The organism is Brevibacterium pigmentatum (genome assembly GCF_011617465.1).
GTDB classification, from domain to species: Bacteria; Actinomycetota; Actinomycetes; order Actinomycetales; family Brevibacteriaceae; genus Brevibacterium; species Brevibacterium pigmentatum.
Map to the genome: position 1 here is coordinate 969,122 of NZ_CP050153.1, position 16,620 is coordinate 985,741.

The following is a 16,620-nucleotide window of genomic DNA, read 5'->3' on the forward strand; positions in this document are numbered from 1 at the left end:
CATTGGGCCGGATCGTCCGTTGCAGTGGGCAGCTGATGCCGTGAGAGGAATGTGAAAGCGTGACCGCAACCGAGAAGAAGCCCCGTCGCCTCGTCATCGTCGAGTCTCCGACGAAGGCGCGAACGATTGTGGGATACCTCGGCGACGGTTATGACGTCGAGGCCTCCGTCGGTCATATCCGCGACCTGCCCACCCCCTCGGAGCTGCCCGCCGATATGAAGAAGGGGCCGTACGGAAAGTTCGCTGTCGACGTCGACAACAACTTCGACCCCTACTACCGGATCGATCCGGGCAAGAAGAAGAAGGTCACCGAACTCAAGCGTCTGCTCAAGGACGCCGACGAACTCTATCTGGCAACGGATGAGGACCGCGAGGGAGAGGCCATCGCCTGGCATCTGCTCGAAGTCCTCAAACCGAAGATCCCGGTCAAGCGCATGGTCTTCCACGAGATCACGCCCGAAGCGATCGAACGTGCCCTGGAGAACACCCGCGATATCGACACCTCGCTCGTCGATGCGCAGGAGACCCGCCGCATCCTCGACCGTCTCTACGGCTACGAGGTCTCACCCGTGCTGTGGCGCAAGATCCGTGCAGGGCTCTCGGCCGGACGTGTCCAGTCCGTGGCCACCAGGCTCGTCGTCGAACGCGAACGCGAACGCATGGCCTTCGTGCCAGCCGACTACTGGGACCTCGACATCGATCTCGGTCTGCCGGACGGGACGAACCCGTTCGCCGCGAACCTCACCACCCTCGACGGGTCGCGGGTGGCCACCGGTCGTGACTTCAACGACAAGGGCGAGCTGAAGAACTCCTCGGCGACGGTCGTCGACCAGGTACGCGCGGAGTCTCTGGCCACAGAGCTCAACGGCAGTGCGAAGGATGCGCTGACGGTGACCGCGGTCGAGTCGAAGCCGTACTCCCGCCGCCCGGCCGCGCCGTTCACGACCTCGACCCTGCAGCAGGAGGCCGGACGCAAACTGCGCATGAGCGCTCGTCAGGCGATGCGCACCGCCCAGTCGCTGTACGAGCACGGCTACATCACCTATATGCGTACCGACTCCTCGGCGCTGTCGGGTCAGGCCATCGCCGCCGCCCGCAAGCAGGTGACCGAACTCTACGGCCCCGAATTCGTTCCGCAGTCACCGCGCCAGTACGCGAGCAAGCAGAAATCGGCACAGGAGGCCCACGAGGCGATCCGCCCTGCCGGTGACTCCTTCCGCACCCCGGCGCAGGTGTCCAAACAGCTCAACGGCGATGAGTTCCGCCTTTACGACCTCATCTGGAAGCGCACCGTCGCCAGTCAGATGGCCGATGCGAAGGGCAAGACCGCGACCATCAAGGTCAGTGCAGCTCTCGCCGATGGTCATGAGGCCGGATTCAGCGCCAGCGGCACCGTCATCACCTTCCGCGGGTTCCTCGCCGCCTATGAAGAGGGCCAGGACGCGTCCCGCTACGACACGAAGTCCGGGGAGTCGCGGCTGCCGCAGGTCGAAGAGGGCCAGGCGCTGTCGGTCGTCAAGGCCGAAGCCGACGGACACACGACCGCTCCGCCGCCGCGTTTCACCGAGGCCAGCCTCGTCAAACAGCTCGAGGAGCTCGGCATCGGCCGTCCCTCGACCTATGCGGCGACGATCTCCGTCATCCAGGACCGCGGCTATGTGACCACTCGCGGCAACGCACTGGTGCCCAGCTGGTTGGCGTTCTCCGTCGTGCGCCTGCTCGAGGAGCACTTCACCGGACTCGTCGACTACGCGTTCACCGCCGACCTCGAATCCGAACTCGACCGGATCGCGATGGGCGAAGAGGACCGCAACGACTGGCTGGCCGGGTTCTACTTCGGCGACAAGGGTCAGGACCGAGAGGGACTCAAAGCAATCGTCGACGACCTCGGCGATATCGATGCCCGTGAGGTCAACACCGTCGCCATCAGCGAGGGTGTCAACCTGCGCGTCGGTCGCTACGGTCCCTACCTTGAGGTCGCCTCGGAGAAGGAAGGCGAGGACCCGAAGCGGGTCTCCGTCCCCGACGATCTGGCACCCGATGAGCTGACAGCGGCGAAGGCGGCCGAACTCATCGAATCCCAGGGCGACGGCGACCGTGAGCTCGGTGTCGATCCGGAGACCGGACACACCATCGTGGCGAAGAACGGTCGTTTCGGACCCTATGTCTCCGAGGTGCTGCCCGAACCTGAGGAGAAGCCGAAGCGTGGTGCCAAGAAGCCGAAGCCGCGCACCGGTTCCCTGTTCAAGTCGATGGATCTGAACTCGATCGACCTCGAGACCGCGCTCAAGCTGCTCAGCCTTCCCCGTGTGGTCGGTCAGGACGAAGAGGGCACGGACATCACCGCGCAGAACGGCCGCTACGGACCGTACCTGAAGAAGGGCGCGGACTCCCGTTCCCTGACGGATGAGGAGCAGATCTTCAACATCACCCTAGAGGAGGCGCTGAAGATCTATGCCGAGCCGAAGCAGCGCGGCGGTCGTCGTGCCGCGGCACCGCTGAAGGAACTCGGCGAGGATCCGGAGACGAAGAAGCCCGTCGTCGTCAAGGACGGCCGTTTCGGGCCGTATGTCACCGATGGTGAGACGAATGCGACTCTGCGCAAAGACGACTCCGTCGAAGCCGTGACCCTCGAACGTGCGGCGACTCTGCTCGCTGAGAAGCGCGCGAAGGGACCGGCGAAGAAGAAGGCTCCGGCGAAGAAGGCCCCCGCCAAGAAGACGGCCGCGAAGAAGACGACGGCAGCCAAGACGACAGCCGCGAAGAAGACGACCGCGTCGAAGTCAACAGCGTCGAAGACCACCACTGCGAAGAAGACGACGGCTTCCAAGTCGACTGCGTCGAAGTCCACGGCAGCGAGAACTACGGCTGCGAAGAAGACGAGCACGGCCAAGCCGAAGACCCCCTGAGTCGACGGCTGCCGAGCCCGCGGCGGTCACCTGTCTCTGCTTTCGCCACCTGCCTGATGGTCCAGGCAGGTGGCGAAAGACGTTTCTTCTCCTGTGGCCAGTGATACCCCGTGGCCTGTAATTGTTGGGTCGATCCACGGTGATTTCAAGACCGATTCCACCGTGGATCGACCCAACAATCGCCGTTTGCCGACACCGGCCACGTACTCCAGTGTTTCTGGGACGAGGACAGCAGTGCCTCAGGGGCGAGATCAGCCGCGCGATGACTCCGCGAAGTCGGTGAGCGCCTGGCCGTCGAGTCGGTAGGTCTCCCACTCGTCCTGCGGCTTCGCGCCCAGCGATTCGTAGAAACCGATCGACGGTGTGTTCCATTTGAGCACGCACCATTCGAGTCGAGTCAGTCCACGCTCCTGGCAGATTTGCGCCAGCCGACCGAGCAGCGCCTTCCCGGCTCCCGAACCGCGATGTTCGGGCGCGACGAAGAGGTCCTCGAGCCAGATGCCGTTCCTGCCGGTCCAGGTGGAGAACGAATGGAACCAGATCGCAATGCCGATGACTTCGCCGCCGGATTCGGCCACGAGGCCGAACGTGTTCGCTTGACCCCCGTCGGGGAACATCACCGCGGCGAAATCCGCCTCGGTGGCCTCGACCGCGTCCGGTTCCTTCTCGTAGACGGCCAGTGCGTGGACGAGGCGCAGGATGTCGGGCAGGTCGGTCGGCTCTGCTTCACGAATGGTGACGGTCATGGTGTGTGCTCCCACAGTCGTTCGGTCAAAGGAATTCAGTCTCCGCGGTTCGCGCTGTCCCGGCCTGTGCCGACCACAGCTTTCGCCGACCTCACAGCCGGTGCTTGTCCGCGTGGGCGGCCACCTCGGCCAGCTCCTCGGCGGTGGGGGACAGGGGCGTATGCGGATTCGCGTCGGAATAGTAGGCGGCGAACGCCTCGGCGACGGAATCGATCGTCACCTCGGGATGGATCTCGCTGATCGATCCGCCCGTGGACGGATCCCAATCGATTCCGAGGGCGGCTTCGATATCGGTGAGGACGGCGCGGATCGGATCCGGATCCTCGACGACGACGGACGACGAGAACAGCCACGCCCCGGAGACCACACGCTGGGCGGTGCCGATCGCCTTGATCCGACCGGCCACGTTGACGCTGTGCTCACCCGGACAGTATTCGCCGGGAATCTCGCCGAGGCGGGCATCGACGCCCAGCCCCCGCAGCACCTCGACATAGTCCTCACCGAAACCGGTGAATCGTGCGGTGGTGTTCGTGATGAACGAATCACTCGGTTCGATGTGATCGATGACCAGAGATCCCGGATGGTAGGCAGCCGCACGCCCGCCGAGGCTGCGCAGTGCAGGCGTGAAACCGTGGTCCCGGGCCGCTTCGATGGCGGTGGCGAAGCCGGGCAGGAAACGATCCCGAGCACCGAACGCCAGGGTCGGAGCCGGTCGGTACATCCGCAGAGTCGCCCCGCGACGTCCGGCCTTGACCGAATCGAGGAGGACGCGGGCGAACGCGAGTTCTTCCACCGGTCCCAAACCGTCTGCGGCCACCGTGGTCATCGCCAGTCTGTCTGTGTGCACGAGTTCAAGGGTAGAGGATCGGCAGGCTCCGGTCGGGTTCGGGTTGTCGCAGATCGCACTCGTTTCCAAGAGATATGTCAGTTCGGCCAGATAGTGTAGGGCTGTGAGCATGTTGACGACTACAGGACACCGACTGCCCGGAGCCCCCGGCCGCCTGGTCACCGAGACCGCCGCCTGGGGTGCCCTGATCGTTCTTGTCGCGATCAGCTATGTCGTGGCAGGAACCAGCGGACTCGTCGCGACGGTGGGCGGGCGCGCCTACACCGCCATGGGGGAGTCTCTCAGCGCCGGAGGATTCGACAATCAGTTGGGCAGTCTGTCGCTGCTCATCGTCTTCGCCCTCTCCTGCGCCGGCCTCTTCATCCCCTCCAAGGTCTTCGCTTCACGACCTCCGGCGGTGCGCAAGACCGCTCTGAGCATTTCAGCGATCGTCGAAGCCGCGGCCCTCGTCGTCCTCAGCCTGGCTCCCAGCGCGTGGCTGACCTGGGTCGCGGCACTGTTCCTCGGCGCCGTGGTGGGCCTGCTCATGAGCATCAACCCCTTCAGACACGAGAAGCCGTGGCGCCGTGTCGGCATTCCCGCGGCCGCCCTCGTCTTCGTCTCCTGCGCTTTCCAGATCCTCGGCGGCTCTGCAGCGGGAACCCAAGCGCTCGGCTGGGTGTCTCTGCTGGTGGGCATCGGCATGGCCGCCGGGTCCGTCATCATCTTCCTCACCCCCGAACGTGCCCTGCACGCAGAGTCCGCGACGACCGGGCAATTCCCTGAACACAAGGCCCGGGTCGCCCGCCCCGCCGAGGCGATCGCGAACCCGTGGGTGTGCATCGGCCTCTTCGCCGTCCTCGGCGCCACCTTCATGCTCGCTCAGCCGACGGCGATCGGCCACGGCTACGGTCAAGCTGGCTTCGCGGTCATCATCGCCTGCTGTCTCGTCGGATGGGCAATCGGATTCGAGATGGGTCCGACCTTCGCTCCCGGAATGTCCCGTCCGCGCGTGTCCACCTTCGGTCTGCTCGTCTCCGGTGTGCTGCTGCTCGCCACCGGCGCCATCAACGAACTCTCCGGCAAGGTCGTGCTCTCGGCCGCGATCGCGTTCCTTGTCGGCATCGGCGTGCGCGCTCAGCCCTATGACTTCTCCCGCCGCTACGGTGCCGTCGCGGGCGCCGGCCTGGCCTTGGTGATCAACGCCCTCGACCTCGGCGGCACGGTCGAAGTCGGTTCGAGCCCGGACTGGATCCTGGCTCCCAGCGACGTCGCGTTCCTCATCTTCGGCATCGCCGCGCTGGTCGCCGGAGTCATCGGACTCTTCACGTTCGACCCCCACAAACTGCAGGGTCTGTCCGTCGACATCGTCCACGGATTCCGTCCGCCCAGCCAGCCCGAGACCGCGGCAGGCGGGCTCGGAAACTCGGCTGAGCGCCTCGGCGCCGGGTTCTTCATCGCCATCGAAGGCGGAGACGGTTCGGGCAAGACCACGCAGATCAAACGCATCTCCGCCGCCCTGGCCGATGACGGTTATCACGTTGAGTCCACGCGCGAACCCGGCGGCACCGAACTGGGCACGAAGATTCGTTCAGTCCTCTTCGACTCCGATCCGCCGAGCCCGCGTACCGAAGCCCTGCTCTTCGCCGCCGACCGCGCCCACCATGTGGCGTCCCTGGTCGACCCCAGCCTCGACGCCGGAAACATCGTCATCACCGACCGATACATCGATTCGACGATCGCCTACCAGTCGGCCGGCCGCAGCTTCGACGAGAAGACGATCCTCGCGCTCAGCCGGTGGGCCACCCAGGGGCTCGTGCCGAACCTGACGATCGTCCTCGACATCGAACCCGAGGTCGCCGCCGAGCGGATGGGCAAGCGCGGCGACAGCAACTACCTCGACCAGGAGAACCAGCAGTTCCACCAGCGGGTGCGCCAGACCTACCTGTCCCGTGCCCACAAGGAACTCGACCGGTACGTCGTCCTCGACGCTTCGGTCGACGCCGATGAGCTCACCGAACAGATCCTCGCAGCCATCCGCGCCCGCCTTCCGCAGACGCTGGTCAAACGCGACACCGGCACCGAGGCGGCCCCCGCCTCAACGTCGACGGCTGAGGCCGACAACGGACCGGAACGCAGTTCCGTGCCGCTCACTGCCGTAGCCGCCGGGACCGTGCCCGACGACGGCACGGCCGAGGCAGACGACGGCTCCGACGACGCCCACTCCGGCGACAGCTCTGCAGACTCGGTCGATGCCCGCGAGATTGAAGACGACGCCGTCGATGGCAGCGAAGCAATAGGCGGAGCAGCCGCTGATGCAACAGACACCGACGATATCGACGATGCGGTGCACGAACGCGGACCGCGCTTCGTCCCGGCCTCCAGCGATCGGTTCGTTCCCTCTGCGATCACCGACGCCGAGGCCGAGATCTCCGGTGCGGTTCCCACCGAACGCGTCGACCTCGGGGCCGATCTGCGGGAGGATCCGGCCGCCTCGGCGAATGTGGAACGCTCCGCCGCTTCCGCATCCCCGGCATCCGCGGATGAGAATGCGGACCGGGATTCTGAAGGCGACGAGGAGGAACTTCCGTGCTTCTTGGAACCGAAGGGCTCGCATCGTTCAGATGAGGCCCCGAACCGTTCCGACGAGGACGCGGCGACCACGGTGCTGCCGGCCAGCGGGACCGCCTCGGAGGCGCTCGTCGACGACAGCGACGAGGCCGATGGGGTGCCGACGGACCGAATCGCCACGGACGAGAATGCTGAGACTCGGATCGTCAACCGCGTCGACCCCGAAGACGCCGAAACTCGCGTTGTCCACCGTTCCGATCCACCTGCCGAAACCGGAACGGATGACGCAGCAGGCGACTCGGTCGACGGCGGGGACGCGGAGACCACGGTTCTGCCAGCCCGCACCGCCCGCGAGATGAGCCGTGAACGACTGCAGGCTCAGGCCGAGATCGAACGGCAGGCTCGGGAGCGCTTGCGCCGGCAGCGCGAACGCAGCAACCGTCGCTTCACCAACCGGGAGGATTCCTGAAGTGAGCGTCTTCGACGAACTCGTCGGCCAGGATGACGTCATCACCCAGCTCGGCTATGCGCTCGACAACCCGGCGGCGATGACCCATGCGTGGCTGTTCACCGGACCGCCCGGGTCGGGCCGATCGAATGCGGCACGCGCCTTCGCCGCCGCGCTCATCTCCGGGGGCACTGAATCGAATGACGTGACCGCCCGCGTGCTGTCGGGTCATCACGAGTCCCTGACGATCATGTCGACGCAGAAATCGGTCATCTCGATCGAAGAGGTCCGTGAACTCGTGTCCAAGGCACAGGCGTCGCCCGTGAACTCGAAATGGCGCGTCGTCATCATCGAAGATGCCGACCGGATGATGGAACGCACCGCGAACGTGCTGCTCAAAGCCATCGAAGAGCCGCCTCCGGGAACCGTGTGGCTGCTGTGCGCGCCGAGTCCGATCGATGTGCTCACCACCATCCGGTCGCGGTGTCGTCCTGTGCGACTGCGCATCCCCTCTCGGGATGCCGTGGCACAGCTGCTGATGCAGCGCGACAACGTCTCGGAAGATCGCGCACACTGGGCTGCCGCAGTGGCCCAGAACCACATCGGGCGCGCGAAATACCTCGCACTCAACGAATCGGCTGATGCCGAACGTAAACAGATTCTGGCGATCCCCGGCAAACTCACCTCCGTGGGGGCGACGATCCGTTTGGCCGGCCGCATCGTCGACAACGCTGCCGAAACCGCGAAGTCACGAGTCGAAGAGCGCAATGCCGCCGAGCGGACTCAGCTGCTGACCACCTTGGGTGTCGAAGGGGAGAAGACGATTCCGCCGTCGGCCAGAGCGCAGGTCAGGAAGCTCGAGGAGGAGCAGAAGCGCCGCTCGGTGCGGGCCCGCAACGATGAGCTCGACCGGATCTTCCTCGAGCTCATGAGCCTCTACCGCGACATCCTCATGTACCAGCTGGGGATCCGTGACGGGTGGATCAACGCCGGCGAAGTCGACCTCATCGCCGAACAGGCGAACCGGGATGGTCCCGACACCACGCTGCTGCGCATCGACGCCATCACCGAGGCTCGCCAGCGTCTGCAGACGAACATGTCGCCGGTGCTCATCGTCGAAGCAGCCTTCGTGCTGCTGTCGAACCCCTGGCTGCAGGAAGACCGCACCGGCGCGATCTGAGTTCCGGGGCCCTGAAACGACGGCGTCGAGAAGCGCCGGGGGAGTAGTCGGCCCCTCAGCTCTCGCTGAGGAGCTCTGTGACGAGTGCCGCGGTGAGTTCGATGCGGCGGGGAATCCAGATCTGCAGGGCATGTTCGGTGCGGGCGTGGGAGCCTCCACCGACGGTGCCGAGACCGTCAAGGGTCGGAGTGCCGACTCCGGCGGTGAAGTTGCCGTCAGACCCTCCGCCGACGGCAACGGACCGCAGCGGGGGATGCCCAAGTCGTCCGGCCAGCCGTTGGGCGCGGGCGTAGAGGCCCATCGCCATGTCCTCTTCGAGCGGAGCACGGTTGATTCCGCCCTTGAGTTCGATCTTCGCACCGGCAACGGTGGGCGTCAGGGCGCGCAGAGCATCGTCGATGCGCACCTGTTCATCCGCCGAGGCGGCTCTGGAGTCGATGCCGACGACGGCTTTGGCCGGTACGGTGTTCGTTGTCGAGCCGCTGGTCATCACGGTCGGGACGACAGAGGTTCCGACCGAGGGTTTGTGCAGGCCAGCGATCTCGACGACCTGGTTGGCCACCTCGATGGTGGCGTTGATGCCCTTCTCCGGTTCGACTCCGGCATGCGATGCCAGACCGGTGACTTCGAGCTGATAGATCGCCACGCCTTTGCGAGCGATCTTGACGGCACCATCGGCGGCACCGCTCTCGAACACGAGTGCGGCCCTTGCCTCACGCGCTTCGTCTTCGATGATCTGCCGGGAACCAGGGGAGCCGAGTTCTTCATCGGCGGTGATGAGGAGGCTGACACCATCGAGGTGGCCGAGTTCGGCACGGACCTTCGCCAACGAATAGATGGCGATGAGCAGACCGCCCTTCATATCGTCGGCCCCAGGTCCGCGGACCACTCCGTCCTTGACCGAGTACGGGAAGTCGGCGAGGGTGCCAGTAGGCCAGACGGTGTCATGGTGGCCGATGAGCACGACCTTGCGCAATCCGGTGCCGAAGCGCCACAGAACATGCGGGTGACCGTCGGTCTCGATGATCTGAGGTGCGGCACCGAGCATTCCGGTGCCGATTCGCGAGACGAGTCGGGCACTGCGGGCCAGGGAAGAGAGGTCGTTGGAGAACGACTCGCATTCGATGAGCGCCTGGAAATCACTCATGAAGTCGTCGGAGTCGATCTCTGCCATGGATGTCTCACCTTCTCGCTTGTCAGCCAACTGTCCTTTCAAGGTTAACGGGTGCCCGGTTGCGGCCCGGCGGCACCCGCTCATGGGCGGGGCAGGTGCTCGGTCGTCGCCTGCCGGCACGGGGTGACGAAGCTCTCTGCCGGAACCGCCCAGGAGGGCGATCGTCGTTTTGACCGTTGGCAGAGAAGTTGGCTAAAGTTGGTTCGGTTGCCGCCTTAGCTCAGTCGGCAGAGCGATTCACTCGTAATGAATAGGTCGCGGGTTCGATTCCCGCAGGCGGCTCGGCAACAGCCCCTCTGGTCAGCAGAAATGATGATCAGAGGGGCTTTTTGATTAGTTCAGCAGAGGGTCACCTCGGCACAAAAATCGGCACAGTGGCCGAATACCTCGAGACGTTTCGGATTGGTCGGTGCTCCTGCTGAGCAGGTGTCGCAGTATTCGGAGGCACAACGTTCGCTAAGAAGTACTTCGGCTTGCGTCCGCTTCGTCCGAAGGTCCGCTGTCCTGGGCGAGATGGTACGCCTGCGCGAGGACTGCGATCTGTGCTGAGTTGTAGAGATCGGGCAGCGACTGGTAGAGGGCATGAATCGCCTCGCGTTTGCGCGCTGTCGTCGGCTGGGGCGGAGTCCGTGTGTCGGGGTAGCTTTCGTGGATCCTGCGGAGCACCGGCGCCAGCTGCAGGGCAACAGCATGAATGGCCTCGGCGCTGGCATCGGCCGTCAGTTCGTTGAAGGCGATGTCGGTGTCCTGGTGGTGTTCGGCCATTTCGTGCAGGTCCTGCATGCCCTGTTCGTCATAGACCAGTGTGCTGATCGCTATGACCGCCCTGTCCGCCCCGGTGAGGCCGTCGGCAATGGACTCGAAGCCGACGGGAACATCTGGTCCGGTGCGGTGGGAGAGGAGCTCGGCCAGGTCGGCCCGGATGCTCTGTTCACGTTCGATGGAGGCCGCGAGTCGTGCATCGAGCGCGCGTACGGTGTCGAAGAACATGTCCTCCGAGTCGCCTGCTGATCGGATCTCTGCCGTCGACATCCCCAGCTCCCGAAGCTGTTTGATCTGCAGCAGCCGCACCAGGTGGGCAGTGCCGTACTGCTTGTAGCCGTTGGCCGCGCGTGCGGGCTCTTCGAGCAAATCGGTCGCGTGGTAATGCCGGATCGCTTTCACCGTGGTGTCGGCGAGGCCCGCGAGTTGGCGCATGCTCCAAGCCATCAACGGGCACCAGGGCGAACAGACATACCTCCATACTCGTGGATGGGGGAGGGGATTGGAAGCACGGTCTTGACTGTGCCCCCGGGGCACGGGTTCCGATGGTGGTGAACATACGCGCCTTCGCGTAGGACCTCTCACATGACCAACTCCGATCAGCACGAGTTCGAGAAGCAACTCGCCATCACCGATGAGATAGTCATCGCGGCTCTGAGCGGCTCGACCGGGCTGCTGTTCGGCACCAACCGGCGACGCTTCGCCATCGCCCCGACCGAAGGCCCTGTCTCGTCCGACTCGCACCGTCCTAAGGGGGACCACCATGACCGCCTCGCCTGACTCGACCCTTAACGAACCCTCGAGCACCTCCCCGTCCGTCGACGCAACACGTCCTTTCGGCGCGCACTTGTCGATGAGGTGGTGGGTCCCCTTGGTCTTGACAATCGTCGTCGTCGCGGCGGTTTACGGCCTCCAGCTGATATTGGGAGGCATCGCCGCCCTCACCGAGCTCGGTCTGCTCGACAAAGATCCCGATGACGCCTCGCTGACACCTTTGACCTTCCTGACGATCAATCTCTCGACCATCCTCGTGGCCCCGCTGGCGCTCCTCGTTCTCACGAAGGCAGGGCAGGTTTCGTGGCGATCCGCGTTGAGCGTGGGACGGGTTTTCCGGTGGCGTCAGCTGGGGGTGTACGCCGGCCTGTTCGCCGTGCTCATGATCCTCGCCAATGCGGCGGTCCAGCTGATCCACCCCTCACCGCTCTCGCTTTTCGCTGTCTCCGGCACAACCATCGCGCTGCTGGTGGTGCTGGTGCTGACCACGCCATTGCAGGCTGCGGCTGAGGAAGTCGCCTTCCGTGGCGTCCTCACCGCCTCCTACGCGTCCTGGGTCCGTGCCGCGCGTCCGGCGCTCATGATCGGAATCACCGGTTCGAGTGTGCTTTTCGCCGTCGTCCACACCAGCCTGGATCCGTGGATGATCCTGAACTACCTGGGCCTCGGCGCGAGCACCGCGGTCATGGCTGTGCTGAGCCGTGGTCTCGAAGCGCCGATCGCCTTCCACGTTATGAACAATGTGTTCGCCTACGGCATCGGTGCCCTGTTCGCCGAGGGCGGCGGCATTGGCCAGGACCGCAGCGCCGGCGCTGGAGGACCCTATATGCTGGTCCTTCTGCTCGCGCAGGCCATCGCGATTGTTACTGTCTGGCAGGTGGAAAAGCGCCGCCGGCTTCAGCGCCGAACATCCTGCCTGCGGTAGATCTCTGGCGAATCCTTCAGAAGCGACGGACTCACGAGTTGGCGCATTGCACACCGGACAGAATCGCGTGCGGACAAGCGATAACCCCCCCGATCCAACGTACATGCTGGATCGAGAGGGGCTAATACGTCTCTACTTGCGTCCTCGGCCTGTAGGCGAATCGTCAGCCGTCAGCGCTTCTTCACCGGTTTGAACGACGTCGAGCACTTCCACGTCGTCTTGCCCTTCTTAGCCGTCACAGTCACCTTGACAGCTTTGCCGGGAGTGGCGCCGGAGATGTAGTACTTGAGCGAGGCTTTGCCCTTCTTGGAAGCAGTTGCCCACTTCGGCGTCTTTGTCGTCTTGTAGTGGGCAAGGGTCTCGACCTTGGCCTTCGACCCGACCTTCGAGACGTTGACCCAGGTGTTCGAGTACTGGCGGGGCTTCGAATTCGACATCTTCACTGCGCACTTCTTCGTCGCAGCTTCGGCGGGTGCCGCGTCGACGGCGATGGGGCCGGCGAGCAGGCCGACAGCAAGGGTCAGTGCCATGAGCTTCGAACCCGTCTTCGTGCGGGCAGGGGTGGTCAAGGACATGATTCTCCAAGGGTTCCGAGTTGATGCGTCGACTTATCATAATCACGTCTGTCGTCGAAAGGAAACGCGGAATATTCGACAACTGTGGAAGTTGCGGAAGTGCGAGTGTACGACCAATTCACTCTGCTTGCGCCGGCGCTCGTGCGTGTGTTGCTCGTCACCCGAAACCGGGGCACAATGGGACGTGCGAATGTTACTGAACGATCGATCAGATCTTGTGGTCGGTCTTCCATCCAGACTGTGAGGAACACATGAGCGAAGCGTTCATCTATGACGCAGTGCGCACCCCACGCGGTAAGAACCGCGGCGGGGCGCTGCACAGCGTCAAGCCCATCGATCTCGTCACCGGCCTCATCGACGCCGTACGCGAGCGCAATCCGGACCTCGACGACTCCCAGATCGACGACATCGTCCTCGGTGTCGTCTCTCCAGTCGGCGAACAGGGCAGCGACATCGCCCGTGTCGCCGCGATCGCCGCCGGCCTCGACGAGTCCGTCGCCGGCGTTCAGGTCAATCGCTTCTGCGCCTCCGGGCTCGAAGCCGTCAACATCGCCGCCCAGAAGGTCGGCTCCGGATTCGAGAACCTCGTCCTCGCCGGTGGCGTCGAATCGATGTCCCGTGTGCCGCTGGGATCCGACGGCGGAGCCTGGGCACAGGATCCGACGACGAACTATGACACGTACTTCGTGCCCCAGGGAATCGGTGCCGACCTCATCGCCACCACCGAGGGCTTCAGCCGTGCAGACGTGGACGCCTTCGCCGCCGAATCGCAGAAGCGAGCCGCCGCGGCCTGGGAGAACAGCCTCTTCGAAAATTCGATCATCCCGGTCAAGGACATCAACGGCATCACCGTTCTCGACCGCGATGAGCACATGCGTCCCGGATCGACCGTCGAATCGCTGTCTCAGCTGCCACCAGCCTTCGCCAAGCTCGCCGCACAGACCGGATTCGACGAGGTGGCCCTGCAGAAGTACCACTGGATCGAAGCCATCGACCACGTCCACACTGCCGCGAACTCCTCCGGAATCGTCGACGGAGCTGCGCTCGTCATCCTCGGCGACGAGGAAGTCGGTCAGAAGATGGGGATGAAGCCCCGCGCCCGGATCGTCTCCACCGCAGTCACTGGGTCCGAACCCACCATCATGCTCACCGGTCCGACTCCGGCGACGAAGAAGGCCCTCGACAAAGCCGGCATGACCGTCGATGACATCGATCTGTTCGAACTCAACGAGGCATTCGCCGCCGTCGTGCTCAAGTGGATGAAGGATCTCAACATTCCCCACGAGAAGGTCAACGTCAACGGCGGAGCCATCGCCATGGGCCACCCGCTGGGAGCCACCGGCGCCATGATTCTGGGCACTGTCCTCGACGAACTCGAGCGCCGCGACCTTAAGCGTGGACTCGTCACCCTGTGCATCGGCGCAGGCATGGGCATCGCGACGATCATCGAAAGGGTCTGACATGACGAACACTGAAACCACAGCTGCCGACTACCAGCGCAACACCGATGCCGATGGCATCGTCACCGTCGTCATCGACGAGCCCGGTGCCAAGGTCAACACCATGAACGACTACTTCGCGGCCGCCCTCGAGGCGACCGTGGAATGGCTCGAAGCCAACGTCGATGACATCACCGGTGTCGTGCTGACTTCTCCGAAGAAGACCTTCTTCGCCGGGGGTAACCTCAACAAGCTGCGCGAGGCCGATCCGGCCAACGCCGCAGAGGAGTTCGAAACCGTCGAACACCTCAAGAAGGTGCTGCGTCGCCTCGAGACCTTCGGCAAACCCGTTGTCGCAGCCCTCGGCGGAGCGGCACTGGGCGGCGGACTCGAACTCGCCCTGGCCGCTCACCACCGGATCGCCGCCGACGACAACCCGAGCGCCCGCTTCGGCTTCCCCGAAGTCTCCCTCGGCCTGCTGCCCGGAGGCGGCGGAGTCGCCCGGTCGGTGCGCATGCTCGGCATCCAGACCGCACTGCAGAAAGCCATCCTGCCGTCGACGAAGTTCAAGGCCGCCGACGCCCAGGCACTCGGCCTCATCGACGAACTCGCTCCCGCGGCCGAACTCGAATCCAAGGCCAAGGCCTGGATCAAGGCCAACCCCGAGGCCGTACAGCCGTGGGACGTCAAGGGCTTCAAGATCCCCGGCGGCTCCCCGTCCTCGCCGAAGATCGGAGCCATGCTTCCCGCACTGCCATCCTTGCTGCGCAAGCAGGGCAAGGGTGCGCCGATGCCGGCTCCCCGGGCCGTGGTCGCCGCTGCGGTCGAAGGCGCACTGGTCGACATCGACACCGCGCTGACGGTCGAATCCCGCTACTTCGTCAACGTCACCCACACTCCGGTGGCGAAGAACATGATCAAGGCGTTCTTCTTCGACCTCGGCCACATCAACTCCGGCGGCTCGCGCCCTGACGGTGTCACACCTCGTCAGGTAAAGAAGCTCGGCGTGATCGGCGCCGGAATGATGGGGGCGGCGATCGCCTACAGCGCTGCGAAGTCGGGCATCGAGGTCGTCCTCAAGGACGTCGAGCTCGCCAACGCGGAGAAGGGCAAGGCCTACGCCGCCAAGCGTGAGGAATCGGCCCTGGCCAAGGGCAAGACCACCGAGGCGAAGTCGCAGGCTGTCCTCGACCGGATCACCCCGAGCGCCTCGGCCGAGGATTTCGCCGGTGTCGACTTCGTCATCGAAGCGGTCTTCGAGTCCGTCGATCTCAAGCAGAAGGTGTTCCAGGAGATCCAGGACATCGTCGAGCCTGATGCGGTCCTCGGTTCGAACACCTCGACCCTGCCGATCACCGACCTGGCGAAGGGCGTCACCCGGGACAAGGACTTCATCGGCGTCCACTTCTTCTCGCCGGCTGACAAGATGCCGCTGGTCGAGATCATCTGCGGCGAGAACACCTCCGATGAGGTCCTCGCGCGCACCTTCGATCTCGTGCAGCAGATCCGGAAGACTCCGATCGTCGTCAACGACTCGCGCGGATTCTTCACCTCCCGCGTCATCGGCACCTTCATCGCCGAGGCGGTCGCCGCCGTAGGCGAGGGAGTGGAACCGGCCAGCGTGGAACAGGCGGCCCTGCAGGCCGGGTACCCCACGGGTGCCCTGCAGCTGCTCGACGAGCTGACGCTGACCCTGTCGCAGAAGATCAACCAGGAGACCCGCGACGCGGTCGAGGCCGCGGGCGGCACCTGGATAGCCCACCCCTCCGAAGCCGTCTTCGACTGGATGGTCGAGCAGGGACGGACCGGACGCAAGGACGGCGCCGGCTTCTACGACTACGACGAGAACGGCAAACGCACCACGCTGTGGCAGGGTGTGCGCGAGAAGTACGAATCGGGATCGAATGATCAGCCCTTCGCCGACCTCCAGGAGCGGATGCTCTTCGCCGAGGCGATCGAAACGATCAAATGCCTCGACGAGGGTGTGCTCACCTCGGTGCCGGACGCGAACATCGGTTCGATCTTCGGCATCGGATTCCCCGCGTGGACCGGCGGCGTGCTCCAGTACGTCAACCAGTACGAAGGCGGACTGCAGGGCTTCGTCGACCGGGCGAACGACCTGGCCGCGAAGTACGGAGAGCACTTCACCCCGCCGGCCTCGCTGGTCGAGCGCGCGAAGACCGGGGAGACCTACGAATAAGTCGCAGGTCAGCTAGGTCGGCCCCACCTCGACGATCGCCGAGGCGGGCCGACCTCCGGAATAGCCAGATGGCCTTCCGGTGTTGTCCAGG

Annotated in this window: 12 protein-coding genes and 1 tRNA gene; 8 read left to right on the forward strand and 5 right to left on the reverse strand. The window is 64.6% G+C overall.

Features of this window, described 5'->3' with window-relative positions; all coding sequences use genetic code 11:
* Positions 1 to 59 precede the first annotated feature (59 nt).
* A complete protein-coding gene (gene topA / locus GUY30_RS04255; protein WP_167194363.1) occupies positions 60 to 2,909 on the forward strand; it encodes a type I DNA topoisomerase in 2,850 nt (949 codons plus the stop codon).
* A 251-nt stretch (positions 2,910 to 3,160) separates the two neighbouring features.
* Here topA and GUY30_RS04260 read toward each other — a convergent pair whose 3' ends face one another.
* Both GUY30_RS04260 and GUY30_RS04265 read right to left on the reverse strand, forming a co-directional pair.
* Positions 3,161 to 3,655, reverse strand: a complete 495-nt coding sequence (locus tag GUY30_RS04260) for a GNAT family N-acetyltransferase (RefSeq protein ID WP_167194365.1) — start codon at positions 3,653 to 3,655, stop codon at positions 3,161 to 3,163.
* A 91-nt stretch (positions 3,656 to 3,746) separates the two neighbouring features.
* Positions 3,747 to 4,481, reverse strand: a complete 735-nt coding sequence (locus tag GUY30_RS04265; RefSeq protein ID WP_407645310.1) for a lipoate--protein ligase family protein — start codon at positions 4,479 to 4,481, stop codon at positions 3,747 to 3,749.
* Positions 4,482 to 4,611: 130 nt separating this feature from the next.
* Between GUY30_RS04265 and tmk the strand changes: the two genes are divergently transcribed.
* A complete protein-coding gene (gene tmk, locus GUY30_RS04270) occupies positions 4,612 to 7,521 on the forward strand; it encodes a dTMP kinase (protein WP_167194367.1) in 2,910 nt (969 codons plus the stop codon).
* Between the two features lies 1 nt (position 7,522).
* Positions 7,523 to 8,680, forward strand: coding sequence for a DNA polymerase III subunit delta' (locus GUY30_RS04275; protein WP_167194369.1), 1,158 nt, complete (start codon positions 7,523 to 7,525; stop codon positions 8,678 to 8,680).
* Positions 8,681 to 8,735: 55 nt separating this feature from the next.
* Here GUY30_RS04275 and GUY30_RS04280 read toward each other — a convergent pair whose 3' ends face one another.
* Positions 8,736 to 9,854: a M20/M25/M40 family metallo-hydrolase gene (locus GUY30_RS04280; RefSeq protein WP_167194371.1), complete on the reverse strand. Its 1,119-nt coding sequence runs from the start codon at positions 9,852 to 9,854 to the stop codon at positions 8,736 to 8,738.
* A gap of 209 nt (positions 9,855 to 10,063) precedes the next feature.
* Here GUY30_RS04280 and GUY30_RS04285 point away from each other — a divergent pair.
* A tRNA-Thr gene (locus tag GUY30_RS04285) sits at positions 10,064 to 10,136 on the forward strand.
* A 174-nt stretch (positions 10,137 to 10,310) separates the two neighbouring features.
* On the opposite strand, the gene GUY30_RS04290 is transcribed toward GUY30_RS04285, so the two are convergent.
* Positions 10,311 to 11,051: a helix-turn-helix domain-containing protein gene (locus GUY30_RS04290; RefSeq protein WP_208091484.1), complete on the reverse strand. Its 741-nt coding sequence runs from the start codon at positions 11,049 to 11,051 to the stop codon at positions 10,311 to 10,313.
* A gap of 150 nt (positions 11,052 to 11,201) precedes the next feature.
* Between GUY30_RS04290 and GUY30_RS04295 the strand changes: the two genes are divergently transcribed.
* Both GUY30_RS04295 and GUY30_RS04300 read left to right on the forward strand, forming a co-directional pair.
* Positions 11,202 to 11,396: a hypothetical protein gene (locus GUY30_RS04295; RefSeq protein ID WP_167194375.1), complete on the forward strand. Its 195-nt coding sequence runs from the start codon at positions 11,202 to 11,204 to the stop codon at positions 11,394 to 11,396.
* Between the two features lie 91 nt (positions 11,397 to 11,487).
* A complete protein-coding gene (locus GUY30_RS04300) occupies positions 11,488 to 12,315 on the forward strand; it encodes a CPBP family intramembrane glutamic endopeptidase (RefSeq protein ID WP_167194377.1) in 828 nt (275 codons plus the stop codon).
* Between the two features lie 170 nt (positions 12,316 to 12,485).
* On the opposite strand, the gene GUY30_RS04305 is transcribed toward GUY30_RS04300, so the two are convergent.
* Positions 12,486 to 12,890: a hypothetical protein gene (locus GUY30_RS04305; RefSeq protein WP_167194379.1), complete on the reverse strand. Its 405-nt coding sequence runs from the start codon at positions 12,888 to 12,890 to the stop codon at positions 12,486 to 12,488.
* Positions 12,891 to 13,141: 251 nt separating this feature from the next.
* Between GUY30_RS04305 and GUY30_RS04310 the strand changes: the two genes are divergently transcribed.
* Positions 13,142 to 14,350: an acetyl-CoA C-acetyltransferase gene (locus GUY30_RS04310; protein ID WP_039211381.1), complete on the forward strand. Its 1,209-nt coding sequence runs from the start codon at positions 13,142 to 13,144 to the stop codon at positions 14,348 to 14,350.
* Between the two features lies 1 nt (position 14,351).
* Positions 14,352 to 16,529, forward strand: coding sequence for a 3-hydroxyacyl-CoA dehydrogenase NAD-binding domain-containing protein (locus tag GUY30_RS04315; protein ID WP_167194381.1), 2,178 nt, complete (start codon positions 14,352 to 14,354; stop codon positions 16,527 to 16,529).
* Positions 16,530 to 16,620: the final 91 nt, after the last annotated feature.